Origin of the sequence: Sphingobacterium mizutaii (genome assembly GCF_900187125.1) — a bacterium.
Lineage (GTDB): Bacteria > Bacteroidota > Bacteroidia > Sphingobacteriales > Sphingobacteriaceae > Sphingobacterium > Sphingobacterium mizutaii.
Window position 1 is genome coordinate 4,019,885 of sequence record NZ_LT906468.1, and the last position, 20,047, is coordinate 4,039,931.

Genomic DNA, 20,047 nt, shown 5'->3' on the forward strand with positions numbered 1-20,047 from the left:
TGGGAGCTAACAAGACCGAATAATCAACCTAAACCTAAGATCTTATTTTACACGTTCCATGTAATCACCTGTACGTGTATCCACTTTTACTTTATCACCTTGATTAATGAACAAAGGAACACGGATTTCTACGCCAGTCTCTACAGTTGCACTTTTCAATGCATTCGTCGAGGTATCACCCTTCACTGCAGGTTCTGTATAGGTAATCTCCAATTCCACACTTGCAGGAGTCTGGGCCATAATAGCCTCTTCACTTTCAAATGCCACGATTACGTTCATTCCTTCTTTTAAGAACCGAGCTGAATCCCCAAATAAAACTTTTGGGATATTGAATTGTTCGTAGGATTCATTGTCCATCACCACGAAAAAATCCCCGTCTTCATATAAATATTGGTAGTCATTCGTCTCTACACGAGCAATTTCCACCTCTTCATCTGTTCTAAATCTGTATTCTACTAATTTTCCAGTCTTAACATTACGCATTCTTGCTTGATAGAATGCACGCAAGTTTCCTGGGGTACGGTGAATATATTCCTCTACCGATACTAATTCCCCATTGAAACGAAGTATATTTCCACTCTTAACGTCTGAAGCTTTTGCCATATTTTTAATAATTTCTTTCGCAAAAATATAAAATCTCTTCCATCTTTCCAATGAAAGACAAGTCCTGCCCTACTTATAGCTCATGATCTGCAACTGCTCATCACAGAAGTTATATTCATGCTCCTGATTGGACCCGATCACCAGAATACGGTCTGATTTGGTCTGCTCGATCAAGTTCAGGTACCAATGTTCGCCCTCTTTATCCAAATTGCTTGTAGGTTCATCCAAGAATAACAATTTACTTTGAGAACAACAAGCTAAAATCAATTTTACCCTTTGTTTCATCCCCGATGAAAAGTGTCGGATATCTTTTTCAAACGTGTTTTTCGCAAAACCCAAGGTTTCTTTGATGCGTTCAATATCATAACCCGTTAGGAAGGTTTTAAACTTGAAATGAAAATCTAACATTTCATTCAAGGAAAACTCCTCGATCAGCTCTACATAGGGCGCAGCGAGGCTTATCTTTTGGAAAATCTGCTCAATTTGCTGCTCCTGACCGCCATCTTCAAACTTCAGTTCTCCCTCGCTCGCTGTTAAGGCGCCTGTGATCACTTTGATGAGGGTGGATTTCCCAGAACCATTCGGCCCGAGGATAGCATAGCTCTTTCCAAAAGAAAAGGTATAATCGAGATGTCTAAAAATCCATTCCCTATTATACCTCCTACCAATATCTTGTAAAATTATATTCAAATAATCGTATTATTTAAGTTTATATTCCAGATCTGCCTTGACCAAATCCCTTTACCACTCCACGGTTTGATGCTCGCACAAACCCAAGGATCTCATCCCGAAGTTCGGTAGCCTTAAACTCAGCTTCCACAATATCCAATGCCTTACCTAGGTTACTGTGCTGTACAAATAGAACCCTATAGATGCCTTGGATCTCATTGATCTGCTCGTTTGTGTAGCCTCTTCTTCTCAATCCTACGGAATTGATACCCGCATAGGAAATAGGCTCCCTCGCTGCTTTGATATACGGAGGAACATCCTTTCTGACCAAAGTACCACCGGTCACAAAGGCATGTGAACCGATTTTACAGAACTGATGTACCGCAACCATACCCGCCAATACAACGTAGTCACCTACGGTAATATGGCCAGCTAAGGTACTGGAGTTCGAAAAGATGCAGTTATCACCAATAAAACAGTCATGTGCGATATGACTATAAGCTTGGATCAAACAGTTCTTACCGATGACCGTACGGTATCTGTCCTTTGTTCCTCTATTGATGGTCACACATTCACGGATGGTCGTATTGTCGCCAATCTCCGCCGTGGTGATCTCACCTTCAAACTTTAAATCTTGGGGTTCTCCGGAAATAACAGCTCCAGGGAAAATCCTACAATTTTTTCCAATTCGTGCACCATTCATAATGGTTACATTCGAGCCTATCCAAGTTCCCTCACCAATCTCAACATCCTTGTGGATGGTCGAGAATGGTTCAATTACCACATTCTGTGCAATCTTTGCCTCAGGATGTATATATGATAATGGTTGAATCATTCTTATTAAATTATCCTTTGACCTTTACTATTTGGGCCATTAATTCTGCTTCACTTACCACCTTGTCACCTACCATACCAACTCCTTTCATTCTCGCAATTCCTCTACGGATCGGCTCCAATAACTCACAAGTGAAAATTACGGTATCCCCTGGTACCACTTGGTTCTTGAATCTCGCATTTTCGATCTTCAAGAATAAGGTCAACCAGTTTTCTGGGTCTGGGACAGTATTCAACACCAATATACCACCTGTTTGTGCCATCGCTTCGATCTGCAATACCCCAGGGAATAAAGGTGCGCCAGGAAAATGACCCATGAAAAGGTCCTCATTCATCGTTACGTTCTTCAATCCTACCACGTGGGTCTGCGACAGTTCCAAGATCTTATCGATCATCAAGAATGGCTGACGGTGTGGTAAAATATTCATGATTTGAACCGTATCGTAAACTGGAGGCGTATTCGGGTCATAAACCTTTACATTCTTTTTATTCTTTTCACGTTTGATTTGCCCTTTAATGCGTTTGGCAAATGCTACGTTGGCTGCATGTCCAGGACGTGCTGCCATAATATGGCCTTTAATAGGTTTCCCCACTAAAGCCAAATCACCGATCATGTCCAATAACTTATGTCTTGCCGGCTCATTTTGGTATCGCAATGAAATATTGTTCAAGATACCCTCCTGTGCCACTTCAACGCGTTTATGGAATAGATCCTGTAATTTATCCAATTCACCTTCCGATACTTCTTTATCTACTATAACGATGGCATTGGACAAATCGCCACCCTTAATTAAATTTTGGCTTACCAAAGCTTCCAGTTCATGTAGGAAACAAAAAGTACGAGATCCAGCAATCTCTTTGCTGAATTCATCCAGATCACTGATCGATGCATGTTGACTTCCCAAAACCGGAGAGTTGAAATCGATCATACAGGTGATGCGATAGCCATCAACTGGCATGGCAACAATTTCTACCTTGTTTTCTGGATCGGTATAGTGAATATTATCTGTTACTTCAAAGAAATCACGGTCTGCATCTTGATCCTGAAATCCTACTTCTTGGATTTTCTCGATGAAAATGGCCGAACTTCCATCTAAGATCGGAACCTCTGGAGCGTCGATCTCAATCAATACGTTATCTAATTGCAAGCCTACCAATGCTGCCATCAAATGCTCGATGGTACTTACAGAAGCTCCGTTCTGAGAAATTGTAGTTCCCCGTGCAGTGTTGCTCACATTATCAACATCCACACTTACAATTGGTTGACCATCTAAATCTACTCGTTTGAATTTGTACCAGTGGTTTTCTGCAGCCGGTTTCAAAGTCACATTCACTTGCTTACCGGTATGAAGACCCACGCCCGAAAAATGGACGTCAGATTTAATGGTTCTCTGTTTTACATTCATATCTAACATTAGTATTTTGCAAAAAAATTATCTTGTAAAGTTAGCTATTATTTTTTTGATTTAATTGCCTTTCTAACTCCGCAATGCGTTTTTCAAGCTCCGGAAGCTTGGAATAAAGCACCTGCGAACGCAGCTCATTGCTGTATGGAAATGCCGGACTTCCGCCCCATTTCTTGTTTTCTTCCAATATCGATCGGTTGATGCCAGATTGAGCCTGTACCTGACTGCCTTTGGCAATGCTGATATGGCCAACTACGCCTACCTGTCCCCCCAAAACCACGTTCTCACCAATCTTGGTACTCCCGGAAATTCCGGTCTGCGCTGCAATAACCGTATTCGATCCCACCTCCACATTATGCGCGATCTGGATCAAGTTATCCAATTTAACGCCTTTCAATATCCTTGTAGAACCTAAAGTTGCTCGGTCAATAACCGTATTTGCACCGATCTCTACATCATCTTCAATAATGACATTCCCTATCTGCGGGATCTTCTCATAAGAACCGTCTTCTTTTGGAGCAAAGCCAAAACCATCGCTCCCGATCACTGATCCAGCATGGATGATAACCCGATTTCCAATGATGCAGTCTTTATAAACCTTTACCCCTGGTAACAATACGCTATTGTCTCCAATCTTGACATCATCGGCAATGTACACCTGAGGATAGATCTTCACTTGGTTCCCGATCACTACATTCTTTCCAATATAGCTGAATGCCCCGATATAAGGATTCTGCCCAATGCTGGAAGACTCATGTATGTAAACTTGTTCATCGATTCCACTTCTATCATTTCTCATTTCATCATATAGCTTCAACAATTCTGTAAAAGCAGTATATGCGTTTTTCACTCGGATAAGAGTAGATTTCACAGCTTTCTGCAAGGTCAGATCCTCATTGATCACTATAATCCCCGCCTCTGTATCGTATATAAAGTGTTCGTACTTCGGATTCGCCAAAAAAGTCAAGCTCTTAGGACCAGCCTCCTCAATTTTGGACAACTGATCTACTAAGGTCTCAGGATTACCCTCTACCTGTCCTTTTAATAATGTCGCTATTTGTTCCGCGGTAAATTGCATTAAGTAATACTTGTATTTGTTTATTTGTTAATAATCATTTGTTGATCGGAAGAAACCCTGCCTATCTCCTTAGGATAGGTTATTGCGTATTTCTCCACTCTTCTAGATAATGACTCAATATTTGATAAATCTGAAGCTTCAGCTATATCCAATAATTGCCCATCTTTCATCATCACACAGATTTTGGTCTCCGATGAATCATAAGCATTATTTCCAATAACCTGTTGATACAACAAATAATCTAAATCGTCTTGATTCACATCAAATCTTTCCTTCAACCTTCCCTTCAATTCCGACACATATTCTTCAGAGAACGGCGTATTGCTTAATTCCGTGCGGAACAATTCTCTGCGGAGAAGTTTAGAACATAACATACTCAGTATCTGATCGTCATGGTCTGCCCAAACCTTGATCGCTGATAAAATATCCGTGTCATCTAAACGAGTAAACCATTCTAAATGCGACTCGTTTGAAAGAAAAGTCTCTTTATCAATCTTGTTGTTCAGGAAATGATCCAATGCTGGAGTAGCAAACAATTTTACTCCTTTATTGCTCAGTTCTTTGGCTCTTGCCAGCGCTTTGATCAACATCTGTTCGGCAGTGATGACTGTTTTGTGCAAGTATACCTGCCAATACATCAATCTCCTCGCTATCAAAAACTTTTCTACCGAATAGATCCCTTTCGCCTCCACCACCAACTCATCATCCTTTACGTTCAGCATTTTGATAATCCTATCAAAAGAAATCACGCCTTCAGAAACTCCTGTAAAGAAACTATCTCGGTTCAAGTAGTCCATTCTATCGGTATCCAGTTGGCTAGATACTAATTGATGCAAGAATTTTCGGTGGTATTGATCGTTGAAAATGGTTATAGCTAAATCTAATCGTCCTGAAAACTCTTCATTCAACTTGTCCATCAATAGAGCTGAAATCAACTCATGTGACACACCTTCAACTAAGGTATGCTCAAGCGAATGTGAAAAAGGTCCATGCCCAACATCGTGCAGAAGAATGGCAGCCAGAGCAGCTTCCTCTTCCTTTTCCGAAATCGACACATCCTTTCCTCTTAAGGTCTCGATGGCCAAGCTCATCAAGTGCATAGCGCCTACAACATGCTGAAAACGAGTATGCAAAGCTCCCGGATAAACCAAATGAGTCATGCTCACTTGTTTGATATAACGCAACCGCTGCAAGTATGGATGTTGAATCAGGTCATAAATAAACCCCGACGGGATCGTAACAAAACCGTAAACAGGATCATTTATTATTTTCTTCTTGTTCAAATGCCTAAATAGTGATTAAAATCTAGCCTCACCCACTTGTACTATCCAGTATATTATGGCTAAGATACGGGCAAAGATACATACATGGTACTTAATAAATGTTAAAAAAAATCCAAAAAGGGTCAATTTTTCAGTAAATACCTAGATTCCATTACAAGGATCCTTATTTCACAAGGACATTCCTAGTTAAATTCCATTAAATAATCCCTAAATATCCTGCTATTTCCTTCTCCAACTCTAAGATAATCAAAGCTTAACAAGGAATTTACCATCCTAATTTCAGGATATTAAATCCCTACTTTCATTAATTATCATTACAAATGCTTGCTTTGTCACAAGACCTATTTTTTTCACCCTTTATTACCTGCTTTATCCTCTTCATTTCCCTGAATCTTGGTTGGATTTCGAGATTTTTCTGACCACATCCTTCGGACCTGGCTTTGACCTCATTCGAGACACATTCGGAAAATTCCGAATGTGTCTCGAATGAGGTCAAAATATAATCCAAAAAATCACGCCTTTAGGATAGCCTCTCAAATACAGATAAAACCCGGCATGCATCCTTCCTCACAGACCGATTCGCTAATATTAATAACGAAAAAACAACAGCAAATCCCTTTAAAAGCTGTAAATTAGCTTTTCTAAGGATTGATACATGCAGAAAATACATATACTTTGGGCTGATGATGAGATTGAGTTCTTGAAACCACATATCTTGTTGTTAGAACAGAAAGATTATAAGGTAAAAACCGTTAATAACGGCTCTGATGCTGTTGAGGCTTTTCAAAACGAACCCTTTGACCTGGTCTTTCTCGATGAAAACATGCCTGGATTAACCGGTCTGGAAACCTTGGACAAGCTGAAAGCCATCAACCCTTCGATACCAACCGTATTGGTAACCAAGAACGAGGAAGAGCATTTAATGGAAGATGCCATAGGTGCCAAAATCGATGATTACCTGATCAAACCGGTCAACCCAAAACAAATCTTATTGACCATCAAGAAGTTCACCGAAAACAAACGGTTGGTTTCTGAACGGACTTCAATGGCGTACCAACAAGATTTCCGCGAATTGGGGATGCGCATGAACGACAACCTCAATTTCCAGCAGTGGGTGGATGCTTATAAAAAACTACTTTACTGGGAACTCTCTTTAGAAAAGTTGGAAGATGCAGGGATGCATGAGATCTTGACCATGCAGAAATCTGAAGCCAATCTACTCTTCTCCAAATTCATTGAAAAAGAATATCTCAGCTGGATAAAGAATCCAGAAAATGGACCAACCCTATCCCATCAACTTTTTAAGAAGAAGGTATTCCCAAAAATGGAAGCCGAAAAGCCTACCTTTTTCTTTTTGATCGACAACTTAAGGTACGATCAATGGAAAGTCATCAATGAAGTGATGACTGATTATTACCGCGTGGAGGAAGAGGATAGCTATTACAGCATCTTACCTACCGCAACTCAATATGCCAGGAATGCCATTTTTAGTGGTCTGACCCCTCTAGAGATGGAAAAGCGCTTTCCAAAAGAATGGCAGAACGATGATGATGAAGGCGGCAAGAACCTCTACGAGGATTTATTCTTGGCGGACCAAATTAAAAGGGTCTATCGAAAAGATATCCGACACAGCTATACCAAGGTCATAACGATGGGACAAGGCAAGGATGTCTTGGAAAACATCAACAAGTATATGCATAATGACCTGAACGTACTGGTCTATAACTTTGTGGACATGTTATCTCATGCCCGAACGGATATGGCCATGATCAGGGAGTTGGCTAATGATGAAGCGGCATACCGTTCCTTGACCTTATCTTGGTTTGAGCACTCCCCATTATTGGATGTTCTGAAATGGCTTGCCCAAAAGAATGTTCGGGTCATCATCACAACAGACCATGGCACTATCCGTGTCAAGAAACCTAGCAAGATCATTGGAGACAGGAATACTAACACGAACTTAAGGTATAAGCAGGGCAAGAACCTAAACTATATTGACAAAGATGTTTTTGTGATCAAAAACCCACTGGAAGCTCAGTTACCACGTGTTCACATGAGCTCCACCTATGTTTTTGCCAAGGAAGACACCTATTTTGTCTATCCAAACAATTATAATCAGTTTGTACATTATTTCAATGGCACCTTCCAGCATGGGGGGATATCCTTGGAAGAAATGATCATTCCATTCATCACCTACAGTCCAAAATAATAAAGCAGTAAAAATGGAATATAGAGTTGCGAACACAGAAGGCTTAGCGGCTGCAGCAGCATGGCTCATTGAAAACGCAGGTGAAAAAAGAGTATTTGTTTTTCAAGCACCTATGGGAGCCGGAAAAACGACTTTTATTAAAGCGATCTGTGCCTACTTAAATGTAGAAGACAGCACATCAAGTCCCACCTTCTCTATTGTCAACGAGTATCACACGGAGAATGGTCCAATCTATCATTTTGATTTCTATCGATTGAAAAGCGAACAAGAGGCTTATGATCTAGGTTATGAGGAATATTTCTATTCCGGGGACTATTGTTTTATCGAATGGCCGGAGAAAATCCCGAATCTGATTCCGGAAGATGCCGCGATCGTTAAAATAGAAGTTACTGAAGATCAGAGCAGAACTATCTTTTTGAAATAATTTTTATTTCCGTTGCAACCCTTCTAGGCTGAAGGGCGTCTTTACAACAAACCAGATCACAAATTGGAGCCTAATAAAGTTATACATATATGGGAGAGGTGCAAGTCCAGAGAGAGACAAGCTCAATCGGAACTGTACCAATACTTTTCACCGAAAATGTATGCTTTATGTTTAAGGTACGCCAAGAATCAAGATGAAGCAGCTGATATTTTACAGAACGGTTTCATTAAGGTTTTTAATAAATGTGAGCTCTATGAGGGCAAAGGTTCTTTGGAAGGATGGATTCGCCGGGTCATGGTCAATACAGCGATTGAAAGTCACCGCAAGAACAAGGTGCATTTTCTTTCAACGGATGAACTTAGCGGGAAGGAATTGGAACAAGCTGGGACTTTTTCATTAAATCATTTGGACTACAAGGATTTATTGGCATTGATCAAAAAGCTACCCATGGGCTACCGTACGGTTTTCAACCTGTATGCCATCGAAGGCTACAACCATAAGGAGATAGCGGATATGCTGGACATCAGCGAAGGCAGTTCGAAATCTCAACTTTCAAGAGCAAGAGTTTGGCTGAAAGAGCGCATTCAAAAAATGGAGGAATTAGGAATATGAAAGATCAAGAAATAGACAAATTGTTTTCAGATGGTCTCCGGGATCAAGAAATAATACCGGAAGCATCCATCTGGCAAGGCATTGAAGCCAAACTTGATGAGGAAAAAATCGTTCCATTGAGAAAGAAAAACAATGTTTACATTTGGATGATTGCAGCCTGCCTGGTCTTAGCTTTAGGATTTTCCATAAAAATGTACCTGTTCCAGGAGAACACATCGGTTGAAAGCACTCCAACCCTAGCGCAACATGAGGATCCGATGGAAGAAGTCATGGCCAAAGCAATTGCACAGGCCCCAATTCCAGTCGAAAAAGAGATAGCTGAAGCACCTACACCAGTAGCATCAAAAGCAGAAAACCAGAATAATGAGGTTCTTCTTGATCAAACTCCAAGAAGGCCAGCGAAAAACCTGGTCATAGCAAAGGTTGAAAACCCAGAGCGAGAAAATATCATATTACCTACTCCTGCTTTGAATGTAGTGACCACAATAGATATGGATGATATTGACGAGAAACCGGCAGACCTAGTTGCAGTAGAAGTAGCACCTATCCAACCCTTGGTCAATATAATCGAACATGAAGAGGTCATGTATGCCGAGGCAAAAAAAGAACCTAAGAAAAAACAAACCATATTCACGAATATCCTGAACACGCTATCCGAGAACTTGAACCCTTCGAATAAGGCTGTAAAATTCAGTTCGGACGAGGAAGGGACCATTACGGTAGATTTATTTAACAGCATTGCAAAAACCAGAAGATAACATGAAAATTAGACTTTTTCCAACACTCATCCTTGCATTAGGCTTGATTAGCTTTTCTGCATCTGCTCAAGAAAACAACGAAAAAGAGAAGAAAGACAGCACCAATAGCAGTAGCCATGATTTCTCTTTTACCCTTGGCAAGGAAGACAAGGACAATGGGGAAAAGGACAGCAAAGAGATCCAATACCCTAGAGCGTATGGTGGTTTAACCTTTACAAGGATAGATTGGGGATTTTCAAGGCTTTCAGACGACGGTAGTTTTACACTGTCTGAGCAAAATCAATTCTTGAGCTATAAAAAGGCTTCTAATTTTGGCTTTGATATCGCACAGTTTGGTTTAAGGTTCAATGATAACTTTAAGGTTTACCTTTCTGCTGGTTTTGAATGGAATTATTGGCGCCTGAAACAAAATGTCCTGCTGCTGGAAAATGTGACGCCATTGACCTACGAGCCTTTGGATGATGATGCAAACTATTCGAAAAATGTTTTTACTTCCACTTACTTGCGACTTCCGCTTTCATTTGAATTGAGAAGTAGACAACTGAACAATGGAAAAAGGGTAAAACTTGCTTTTGGAGCAATGACAGGCATATTACTGAAAGGAACACAACGCTTGAAGAGCGATGACAATGGAAAGCAGAAGTTCAAGGATACCTATAACTTGCAGACATTTCAATATGGTCCATTTATCCGCATTGGCTATGACGATTTTGGCTTATTTGCCAAGTATTATATGAATAATCTTTTTGAAAAGAGCCCAGCCCAAGAGGGTGTTAAAAACATTGCTTTTGGATTGACTCTAGGTTTTTAATAGTAAAAACGATTCGTAAACTGTATTTTTGTGTCGGGTTCAAAAGATCCGACATTTTTTATGGCGCAACAATCTAACTCTTGTCAATATATTTTTTCTGATGTTCAAAAACCTAACCTTCCCTTAATCCATGGGGAAAATGTGTCTGCAGTTTTTGAAGGCAACCTTATCGTGACTGCGGTAAATCAGGTAAATTTTGGTATTGAGGAAGGCAAGATTACGGCGATCATCGGCGAATCAGGAAGTGGCAAAAGCACCTTGCTGAAGTTGATTTACGGCCTATTGGAACCCCATACGGGAGAGATTAGATATAGAGGTTGGCTGGTTCCCACCCGAAAAGACAAATTGATCCCGGGACATGATGCCATGAAATTAGTCTCCCAAGGATTTGATGATTTAAACCTTTACGCCAAGGTATGGGATAATGTGGCCTCCCAACTCTCCAACACCAACCTGGAGCTGAAAGCTAGGAGAACACAGGAAGTCCTGGAACAATTGCGCATCGATCATCTGGCACAAAAAAGAGTTGCCGATTTAAGTGGAGGCGAAAAGCAACGTGTCGCTATTTCCAGAGCATTGATCAATGATCCAGAGGTATTATTAATGGATGAGCCCTTCAACCAAGTAGATGCTGCCTTTAGGGATGAATTGCAACAGGATATCCAAAATATTGTCAAAAACACAGGCTTGACCGTTATTTTGGTTTCACATGATCCAGCGGAAGTATTGGCCATGGCAGACTTTCTATTGGTGATGAAAGCAGGAGAAATAGCCGATTACGGGAATCCATCGGTTTTATATGCTACGCCAAACACACCCTATACAGCTAGATTATTGGCGAAGAGCAATGTATTGACCCCCGTCGCTGCCAAAATCTTGGATATAGAAACCCGCTCATTAATTTCTATCCTGCAGGAAAACGTCAGCTATGAAATCAATGCGGACGGAAAGTTCTGGATCAAGGATATTAAATTCAGAGGCTTCTATAATGAGGTTATTCTCGGAAATGACGAATTAACCTTGCACATGGTTCAATTTCCAAAAGTTGAAATCAAAAAAAATACGAGAATCAATATCCTCGTATCTTCCTATCATCAATTTCAATAGAAATATCTTTTATCGATTTACGTTCTGCAACCATTCCATCATGGCTGCAAACCAATCTCTATTATCGGTTTTATTGACCAATCCGAATCCATGCCCTCCTTCTTCGTAGGTAAAGATCGGATTTGGAATATTATAAAGTCCTAAAGAATCTTGGTACCTGTAACTATTTTCAATAGGCACGACCTTATCATCCTTGGCACTCATCAGGAAAGTAGGTTGGTTGTTTTTATCCACTTGCTTTTCCATGGAGAACAGTTCAACATCTTCAGCCGTAAAATCAGGACCTAGCAGGTTGTTTTTGGAACCTTGATGGGTGATGGTAGAATCCATGGAGATAACGGGGTAACACAGCACCGAGAAATCAGGTTTCAAATTTGCTTGTTCAAGAAATTCCGTTTGGGGTCGGTCATAAAGGTTGGAAAGTGTAGCTGCTAAATGTCCTCCTGCGGAGAAGCCAATGACTACAACCTTTTTATTCGGGTTTTCCGCTCTGATCTGTGCCATGGCATATTGGGCGTCTTGAAGTGGTCCAAAACGTTTGTCTTCCATAGTTTCCACTTTTGGAAGCCTATAAAAAAGCACATAGGCAGAGTAGCCCAAGTCGTTTAGCCTTTTTGCTACATCATGACCTTCGTGGTTGATGGCCACACCGGCATATCCACCACCTGGAATTACCAAGAATACCAGATCCTCTTTTTTTTGATTGGCTTTATGGACGTATAATTTAGGTTTATCCAATTCGTCGAGGGAATCAACTATTAATTTAGACTTTGGAATTTCCTCGTTTCCATACAAATATCTCATTTGCCCAGTATCTTGGGCTTTGGTATGCCATGCAATCATGCTTAAAATAAAAAGGATTAGGTATTTTCTCATCGTTTATAAGTTCGCCATGACGATCAGGTTCAGGTCCTTGCAAGGCAACTGGAACTTCTCGCTCATGTCTTTGTTAGTTAGATTTCCGTGATATAAATAGATGGCACTTCGTATGCCTTGATTAGCCCAGATCATATTGTTCATTCCTCCTGCCTCGCCAATCTCGATCAAGATCGGAGTGAAGATATTGGTCAGGGCATAAGTGGCGGTCCTAGCAACTCTAGATGCAATATTGGGAACACAATAGTGGATGACATCATATTTCCTGAAGGTAGGTTTATCATGATTGGTCACTTCAGAGGTTTCAATTACCCCACCTTGATCAATACTTACGTCTATCAGAACAGAATTAGGTTTCATCTTGGAAACGGTGTCCTCAGAAATCAAACATGGTGTGCGACCGTTCCTTGCTCTTACTGCTCCAATCACCACATCACAGGTTCGAACAGCTTTATTGAGGACAATCGGTTGGACTACGGAAGTGAAGACGCGGCTGCCTACATTGCTCTGTAAACGTCTCAACCTATATACCGAGCTGTCAAAGACCTTGACCTGTGCACCAAGTGCAATGGCAGTCCTTGCAGCAAACTCCCCAACGGTACCAGCTCCAATAATGACCATTTCTGTTGGCGGAACACCAGTAACCCCTCCTAACATCAAGCCCTTGCCATCAAAAACATTGGAAAGGTATTCAGCGGCGATCAATACGGAAGTCGCTCCGACGATTTCACTCATGGCACGGACAACAGATAGATGTCCACCCTCATCTTGTAAATATTCGAAGGAAAGCGCGGTGATCTGTTTTTTCATTAAGGCTTTCAGGACTTCAATCTTCATCAAGGAAGGTTGTTGGGAACTGAACAAAACCTGCCTGTTCTTCATCAGTTCCACCTCTTTCAAGGTAGGACTGGAAATCTTAATGATTAAGTCTGCTTTATAGACTTCTTTTTTATCGTATACGATACGGGCTCCTTGCTCGCTATAATGATGGTCTTGGAAATTGGAGGCATCACCCGCTCCAGTTTCAATAATGATTTCATGACCATTTTCTACCAACAACCCAACAGAGAGTGGCGTCAGTGCAATTCTATTTTCTTGGAAGGTATTTTCTTTAGGGATACCGATAGTTAAACTGCCTTTTTTTCTGTCTTTCGAAAGCAAAGCTTCCTTAGGTTGTAGTACTCCTTCTTGAGCTAATTTAGATACATTTATCATTTACGTAAATATAATGCAAGTTAAAAATACGCAATAATATTTCAACAAATAAAGCTTAAACGATTATATTTGGTTAAAATTAAAATAATAAACTTTAATAATCTTAAGTTTACAAACTAACCCGTTACGATGAAAATAATTAAGCCGTTGAATCACATCAAGATAGTTCCGAGATGGATTATTTTTATGTTTGACATAGCCGTTTCAGCTTGTGCCTTTCTACTTGCATTTACCCTATACAACAACTTCAACGTCGATTCTTTCTCAAAAACTGATTTCTCAATTGAGTTCTTATTTTGCATGACTTTAACTGCCATTTCCTTCTTGGTATTTAAGTTATATAGTGGTATCGTAAGGTATACATCGGCGGTAGATTCTATCCGAATTCTATCGACGATTGTCTTCACGTCGATCATCATGTTTTTGGCGAAGTTGATCTTCATTGCGTTACAAATACATATCAAAATCCCCACAAACCTGATTATCATCTATGCTTTGTTTGCATTTACAGGCCTTACAACCTATCGTACCTGTATCAAGATCTTCTTTCAATACACCAAATCCACTAGGAATGGCCGAAAGAATGCCATCGTATATGGTGCCGGTGATTTAGGGATAGCTGTGAAGAGAACCTTTGAACATGACTTTCGTTCTGAAAAGACCATTGTAGCCTATATAGACGATAATGATGAAAAAATTGGCAAGTCCATTGATGGACTGAAGATCTATGGATCGAAGGATTTTACCAGGGCGGTTGATAAATTCGGTGTGGATGAATTGATCATTGCTTCTTCCAATATTGATATTGACATCAAGAACAATATCATCGATCAAGCATTGGAGCATAATATTACGGTATTGACCCTACCTCCGGTAAATAGGATTATCAATGGTGATCTATCTCCGGCGCAGATCAAACAGATCAAAATCGAGGACCTGCTAGAGCGCGCTCCGATCCAGATTTCCAACGAGAAGCTGATGGATCAATTACGTGGTAAGCGTGTTTTGGTTACTGGTGCAGCTGGATCTATAGGAAGTGAAATCTCAAAGCAGTTGGGCAAGTATGAACCGCAGATGATCATTCTTTGTGATCAGGCGGAATCTCCTTTGCACAATCTGCAATTGGACCTTCAAGATCAGTTCAAGAACCAAATTTACCATACCTATATTGCTGATATCCGAAGCGAGGAACGTATGCGTTTGCTCTTCGAGACTTTTAAACCGCATTACGTTTATCATGCTGCGGCCTATAAACATGTCCCTATGATGGAAAACCATCCCAGTGAAGGTGTGAAAACAAATGTTTTTGGAACCTACTTATTGTCCAATCTGGCAGTAGAGTTTGATGTCCAGAAATTTGTTTTTGTTTCAACAGACAAGGCGGTTAACCCAACGAATGTGATGGGTGCCACCAAAAGGATTGCTGAAAAATATGTCCAATCCCTGAACAACTTCCTGACCTCGGTGAATGGCATTAAAGGGACTAGGTTTATCACGACACGTTTTGGAAATGTTCTGGGATCGAACGGTTCAGTGATTCCAAGATTCAAGGACCAAATAGAGAAAGGTGGACCAGTAACGGTGACCCATCCTGATATCACCAGGTATTTCATGACCATTCCTGAGGCTTGTCAATTGGTAATTGAAGCAGGAAATATGGGTAATGGCGGTGAGATCTTTGTTTTTGACATGGGAAAATCGGTAAAGATTGTCGATTTGGCCAAAAAGATGATCCGTTTATCAGGCTTAACCCCTTTCAAGGATATAGACATTAAATTCACGGGGTTAAGGCCGGGTGAAAAGCTCTATGAGGAGCTATTGAACGATCTTGAAAACACGATGCCTACCCATCATGAAAAAATCATGATTGCAAAGGTCCGTGAGAACGACTTTGAGTTAGTAAAAAATGAAATACACATGCTTTCCAAACAATTGGACAGCAACAACAACCTAAATATTGTAAGGCAAATGAAAGTCATGGTTCCCGAATTCAAAAGCCAGAATTCCATTTACGAACAATTGGATAAGGAAACAATGGTCAACGTGAACCCCTAATGCCTTTAAATATTTTTCCTAAATTATTGCAAGTATTCTTTAAAAGTGTATTTTTGCGTTCCGTAATCTATTAAAACTAAGAATGTCACAAAATAAACAAAACGGTTCTTCAGCGGTAAAATCAGGGCCGAAGAAATCATTTTTCCAAGAAAATGAAAAGAGTATCATCTTTATTGTAGCAGGTATCGTCGTATTGATCCTTCTATATTTTGGATACCAAAAATTATATTTAGCACCAAGAGCAGAGAAAGCTGCTAACCAAATGTACCAAGCGGAATATTACGCTACTATTGATTCGCTTCAGAAAAAGGCAATCGATGGCGACGGTTCATTCCCAGGTTTCAAAGAAATTGCTGACGAATATTCTAACACTAAATCTGCAAACGTAGCGAATGCATACTTAGGTGGTCTATACTTACGTCAGAAGAACTTTAAAGAAGCGATCAAATACCTAGAGCAATATACGGAGACTGGTAGTCAAGTATTGGATCCATTGGTGATCGGTCTTTTAGGTGATGCTTATTCAGAAGAGAAAATCTATGACAAGGCTGCCAACTATTACAAAAAAGCAGCTGAAAAAAGTGCTAATGCATATACAACTCCAATTTTCTTAAAGAAATTAGGTTTGGTATACGAGGAACTACAGGATTACAAAAACGCTGAGGCTTCTTACCAAAAAATCAGAGATGAGTATCCTGAAAGCGCAGAATCTACAACAGTAGATAGCTTTATCGCTCGCGTTCAAGCAAAACAACAGTAATAGTATTAAGTACTAAGTATTTAGTATTTAGACTGGAGTACTATTAATTAAAGGAATTAATACCAGGAGGTCAATAAGCATTGGCCGAATACCAAAAATATTTTAATTAACTTTGAGGGCTACCTATGGTAGCCTTTTTATTTTAATTTATATCTATGTCGAGTACTTTAAAAAATCTATCTGATTTTTCCCATTTACAGGTGGGCAATGCTGAGCATCTAAAATTTGCAATTGTTGTATCTCAATGGAATGCTCAAATCACTGGAGCTTTATTGAATGGCGCATACAAAGGGTTATTAGAGAATGGCGCGAAGGAAGAGAATATTGAGCTAATTGAGGTACCTGGAAGCTATGAATTGATTTCAGGAAGTGACATTGCTTTGCGAAATAAAGAATTGGATGCGGTAATTACCCTAGGTTGTGTTATCCAAGGTGAAACGAGACATTTTGACTTTATTTGTGATGCCGTAGCAAATGGTATTGCACAAGTGGGGATCAAATATAATAAACCGGTAATTTTTGGCGTATTAACTACAGACAACCAAGAACAGGCTTTGGATAGAGCTGGTGGCAAGCACGGAAATAAAGGTGAAGAAGCTGCCATAACGGCAATCCAAATGGGCCTAATCCATAAAAACCATTAATGGTATTGTTTTTGATATCTAGGAGGTTATGAAACAAAATACACATACGGACAAAGCAACCCAATCATTCCCAATTTGATTCTGGGGTTGCAGCTTTATGCACGTAGTGAATTCCTCTCATATTATCACAAAATTCAGTATTATGAAACAAAAGAAGAATATAGTTTTCTATATCTATTTAATATTTGCTGCCATCACTATTTCTCCAGCAATCCTCTTGGCGCAGTCCAATGGCATTGTAGATAAAATCTGGAATGCAGTAGGTGGTAAAAACAAATGGGAAACCACAAAATATATCATGTTTACCGTATCTGGGAATAGCAAATACCCTTCAATCAGCGGAAACAGAAAATTCTTATTGGATAAACAAACAGGAAATGTTCGTTTTGAAGGTACTTTGAACAATGAGAACGTAGTTGCTCTGTTAAATGTTCAGAACCAAAAATTAAATCATGTTTATGATGAAAATGGAGCTGAAATGGCCCTGCAAACCTTTAAAGAATTACTGCCTGATTTGATCGCGCAATACAATATTGACTTGAAGGTACTTTCCTTACCGATCACCATTATGGCTTCCAATATCAGTTCGCAGACCAGTAGCAAGATCATCAATGCGGAGAAGCTACAGAAGTTGGACTTTTCGAATTTCTTAGGTAATTCGGGTAGTTTCTATGTAAGCGAGGAGTCTGGTTTGGTGAAACGCTTGGATATTGATAACAAGAGCTATTTGGTAAATGGCTATAAGGATATCGGTAATGGTCTGATCCTGCCGACAACCTTTAAGGGATCTTCGGATAGCATTACCTATCAAAAGGTAGCTTCCTTTACCGAAATGGAACCAGAGAAGTTTAAAGCATTCTAAGTCTAAAATCCTTAAGAAATAAAAAGGCCATTCAATATTTTGAATGGCCTTTATTTTTGAATCTTCATGATCCTTTCCATGATCTGGATCAAACCAGTTCTGGAATTATCTTGATGAAAGGCTAAATACACGTTACTATCCAACTTCTTCTTCAAACCGGATGAACTAATTATTGAGAAATCTGGGATATCCTTCACCATACTTAATGGCGCAATGGCATAGCCTACCTTCAATCTCACCAGTTCAAGGATAGCATTCATATTATTGCATTGATGTTTTATTTTGGGTTCAAAGCCTATTGTATTGCAAAACTCTTCGCTAAGCCTTGAATATTCTGGCGCATAGTCTTGATTGAAAGAGATATAATCCATTTTACTGATTTGATCCATGGATTGTTGACCGAAACTATCCTTATGCCCTACTAAACATAATTCATCTTTGAAAAGCAGCTTCTTGACAATAATTGGATTGGGGATGCTGCTTCGAATAATGGCAAGATCTAACCTTCCATTTTCCAAAGCTTTTATTTGAGATTGGCTAGATGCTTCTATAAGATTGACCTGCAGATTTGGAAAACTATGTTTCAGGTCTTCTAAGATTCTTGCGATAAGTCCTTTTGGTGTCGAACTGATATAGCCTAAACGCAGTTCGCCTGAGACCTGTTCATGTATCAATCGGGTCGTATTTTTAACTTGTTCCAAGTGATCGATCAGTTCATTGATTTGGGAATAGAAATATTGCCCTGCTTCGGTAAGTTCAACCTTTTTATTGTTCCTGTGAAAGAGATCGACCTGCAGTTCATTCTCGAGTTCTTTGATCTGTCTGCTCAGCGGTGGCTGTGAAATAAAGAGCTTTTTGGCTGCATTGCCAAAATGAAGTTCCTCTGCAAGGGTCTTGAAATAGAGCAGATGTCGTAGTTCCATGATACCTAATAAGTATTATACCATGATAAAAATAGTATTTTTTAGGTATAACTGAATCCAATAAATTTGGATATAGAAAAAATAGATTATGGAAAAATCAACATTAGAAGAAATAGAACAGCGCTTTGACGCCGATGTGGAGCGCTTTGCCAATTTGGAAACCAGTCAGGCAAATACCATCGATGCGGTATTGAACATGGAATTGATTACTGACGGTATCCGGGATATCTATCCAAATCTGAAAAATATATTGGACATCGGCTGTGGTGCAGGCAACTACGCCATCAAGACCTTAATGAAAAGCAACAACAAGGTGAATGTGGATTTAGTAGACTTAAGTCAACCGATGTTGGATAGGGCAAAACAAAGGGTTCAAGAATTAACGGAAGGCGATGTTCAAGTATTTAAGGGAGATTTTAGGTCTGTAGATTTACCTGAAGGGAAATATGATGTAGTCATCGCCACTATGGTTGTGCATCATTTACGGGACGATCAAGATTGGGAAAACGCCTTCAAGAAATTATATGGATTGCTAAATGAAGGTGGAAGCATCTGGATCTTTGATATGGTGGAGCAAAATAGTCCTGAGATCCAAAAGTTCATGTTTACTGATCGCTATGGCGAGTTTTTAGTGGGATTGAAGGACAAAGACTATCAAGAACATGTATTTAGTTATATAGAAAAAGAGGATTCGCCTAGACCTTTGCTTTATCAACTGCACTTATTGGAGAAAGTAGGCTTCAAAAAAGTGGATATATTGCATAAGCATTTATGCTTTGCTTCTTTTTTGGGGTTTAAAGGGGATAGATATGAGATGTGTGATTTGAGATGTGAGACAGTGGAAAGGCTTTTTTAGATAAGAAAAGGGAACTTCCAAGGTTATGGGAATCATAGCCTTGGATGTTCTGCTTATTGGGA

Annotated in this window: 20 protein-coding genes; 11 read left to right on the plus strand and 9 right to left on the minus strand. The window is 39.8% G+C overall.

Annotated features, from left to right (window positions below; translation table 11 throughout):
* Positions 1-42: 42 nt before the first annotated feature.
* The 6 genes from efp to CKW03_RS17410 all read right to left on the minus strand — a co-directional run bounded on the left by efp (position 43) and on the right by CKW03_RS17410 (position 5,873).
* Entirely contained in the window at positions 43-603 is a 561-nt protein-coding gene (efp, locus tag CKW03_RS17385) for an elongation factor P (RefSeq protein WP_093101084.1), read from the minus strand.
* A 69-nt stretch (positions 604-672) separates the two neighbouring features.
* Positions 673-1,293 (minus strand): ABC transporter ATP-binding protein, encoded by a 621-nt coding sequence (locus CKW03_RS17390; RefSeq protein WP_093101085.1) that lies wholly within the window; start codon positions 1,291-1,293, stop codon positions 673-675.
* Between the two features lie 19 nt (positions 1,294-1,312).
* Positions 1,313-2,107, minus strand: a complete 795-nt coding sequence (gene lpxA / locus CKW03_RS17395; protein ID WP_093101087.1) for an acyl-ACP--UDP-N-acetylglucosamine O-acyltransferase — start codon at positions 2,105-2,107, stop codon at positions 1,313-1,315.
* 10 nt (positions 2,108-2,117) lie between these two features.
* Entirely contained in the window at positions 2,118-3,512 is a 1,395-nt protein-coding gene (locus CKW03_RS17400; protein ID WP_175486360.1) for a bifunctional UDP-3-O-[3-hydroxymyristoyl] N-acetylglucosamine deacetylase/3-hydroxyacyl-ACP dehydratase, read from the minus strand.
* 40 nt (positions 3,513-3,552) lie between these two features.
* Positions 3,553-4,590: a UDP-3-O-(3-hydroxymyristoyl)glucosamine N-acyltransferase gene (gene lpxD, locus CKW03_RS17405; RefSeq protein WP_093101090.1), complete on the minus strand. Its 1,038-nt coding sequence runs from the start codon at positions 4,588-4,590 to the stop codon at positions 3,553-3,555.
* 20 nt (positions 4,591-4,610) lie between these two features.
* Positions 4,611-5,873 (minus strand): HD domain-containing protein, encoded by a 1,263-nt coding sequence (locus tag CKW03_RS17410; protein WP_093101092.1) that lies wholly within the window; start codon positions 5,871-5,873, stop codon positions 4,611-4,613.
* Between the two features lie 655 nt (positions 5,874-6,528).
* On the opposite strand from CKW03_RS17410, the gene porX reads away from it, so the two are divergent.
* From porX to CKW03_RS17440, 6 genes are all read left to right on the plus strand, one after another.
* Complete coding sequence (gene porX, locus CKW03_RS17415; protein ID WP_093101095.1) at positions 6,529-8,082, plus strand: T9SS response regulator signal transducer PorX; 1,554 nt, start codon at positions 6,529-6,531, stop codon at positions 8,080-8,082.
* A gap of 13 nt (positions 8,083-8,095) precedes the next feature.
* Positions 8,096-8,506: a tRNA (adenosine(37)-N6)-threonylcarbamoyltransferase complex ATPase subunit type 1 TsaE gene (tsaE, locus tag CKW03_RS17420; RefSeq protein WP_093101096.1), complete on the plus strand. Its 411-nt coding sequence runs from the start codon at positions 8,096-8,098 to the stop codon at positions 8,504-8,506.
* 63 nt (positions 8,507-8,569) lie between these two features.
* Positions 8,570-9,118, plus strand: coding sequence for an RNA polymerase sigma factor (locus CKW03_RS17425; RefSeq protein ID WP_093101098.1), 549 nt, complete (start codon positions 8,570-8,572; stop codon positions 9,116-9,118).
* On the plus strand, positions 9,115-9,876 hold the full coding sequence (locus tag CKW03_RS17430; RefSeq protein WP_093101099.1) for a hypothetical protein: 762 nt from the start codon (positions 9,115-9,117) through the stop codon (positions 9,874-9,876). The genes CKW03_RS17425 and CKW03_RS17430 overlap by 4 nt, the downstream gene beginning before the upstream one ends.
* Before the next feature lies 1 nt (position 9,877).
* Positions 9,878-10,687: an outer membrane beta-barrel protein gene (locus CKW03_RS17435; RefSeq protein ID WP_093101101.1), complete on the plus strand. Its 810-nt coding sequence runs from the start codon at positions 9,878-9,880 to the stop codon at positions 10,685-10,687.
* A gap of 60 nt (positions 10,688-10,747) precedes the next feature.
* On the plus strand, positions 10,748-11,794 hold the full coding sequence (locus CKW03_RS17440) for an ABC transporter ATP-binding protein (protein WP_093101103.1): 1,047 nt from the start codon (positions 10,748-10,750) through the stop codon (positions 11,792-11,794).
* 9 nt (positions 11,795-11,803) lie between these two features.
* Here the strand turns inward: CKW03_RS17440 and CKW03_RS17445 are convergent, their stop codons facing one another.
* Complete coding sequence (locus CKW03_RS17445; RefSeq protein ID WP_093101104.1) at positions 11,804-12,670, minus strand: alpha/beta hydrolase; 867 nt, start codon at positions 12,668-12,670, stop codon at positions 11,804-11,806.
* Between the two features lie 3 nt (positions 12,671-12,673).
* Entirely contained in the window at positions 12,674-13,885 is a 1,212-nt protein-coding gene (locus tag CKW03_RS17450; protein ID WP_093101106.1) for an alanine dehydrogenase, read from the minus strand.
* Between the two features lie 129 nt (positions 13,886-14,014).
* Here CKW03_RS17450 and CKW03_RS17455 point away from each other — a divergent pair, with 129 nt between their 5' ends.
* The 4 genes from CKW03_RS17455 to CKW03_RS17470 all read left to right on the plus strand — a co-directional run bounded on the left by CKW03_RS17455 (position 14,015) and on the right by CKW03_RS17470 (position 18,206).
* A complete protein-coding gene (locus CKW03_RS17455) occupies positions 14,015-15,940 on the plus strand; it encodes a polysaccharide biosynthesis protein (RefSeq protein WP_093101107.1) in 1,926 nt (641 codons plus the stop codon).
* A gap of 82 nt (positions 15,941-16,022) precedes the next feature.
* Positions 16,023-16,700, plus strand: coding sequence for a tetratricopeptide repeat protein (locus CKW03_RS17460; protein WP_093101109.1), 678 nt, complete (start codon positions 16,023-16,025; stop codon positions 16,698-16,700).
* 155 nt (positions 16,701-16,855) lie between these two features.
* Complete coding sequence (gene ribH, locus CKW03_RS17465) at positions 16,856-17,344, plus strand: 6,7-dimethyl-8-ribityllumazine synthase (protein ID WP_093101110.1); 489 nt, start codon at positions 16,856-16,858, stop codon at positions 17,342-17,344.
* A 142-nt stretch (positions 17,345-17,486) separates the two neighbouring features.
* Positions 17,487-18,206 carry a hypothetical protein gene (locus tag CKW03_RS17470; protein WP_139185534.1) on the plus strand — a complete coding sequence of 240 codons (720 nt, stop codon included), beginning with the start codon at positions 17,487-17,489 and terminating at the stop codon, positions 18,204-18,206.
* A gap of 50 nt (positions 18,207-18,256) precedes the next feature.
* Here CKW03_RS17470 and CKW03_RS17475 read toward each other — a convergent pair whose 3' ends face one another.
* Complete coding sequence (locus tag CKW03_RS17475) at positions 18,257-19,129, minus strand: LysR family transcriptional regulator (RefSeq protein WP_093101113.1); 873 nt, start codon at positions 19,127-19,129, stop codon at positions 18,257-18,259.
* 88 nt (positions 19,130-19,217) lie between these two features.
* Here CKW03_RS17475 and CKW03_RS17480 point away from each other — a divergent pair, with 88 nt between their 5' ends.
* Positions 19,218-19,985 carry a class I SAM-dependent methyltransferase gene (locus tag CKW03_RS17480; protein ID WP_093101115.1) on the plus strand — a complete coding sequence of 256 codons (768 nt, stop codon included), beginning with the start codon at positions 19,218-19,220 and terminating at the stop codon, positions 19,983-19,985.
* The last annotated feature ends 62 nt before the right edge of the window (positions 19,986-20,047 follow it).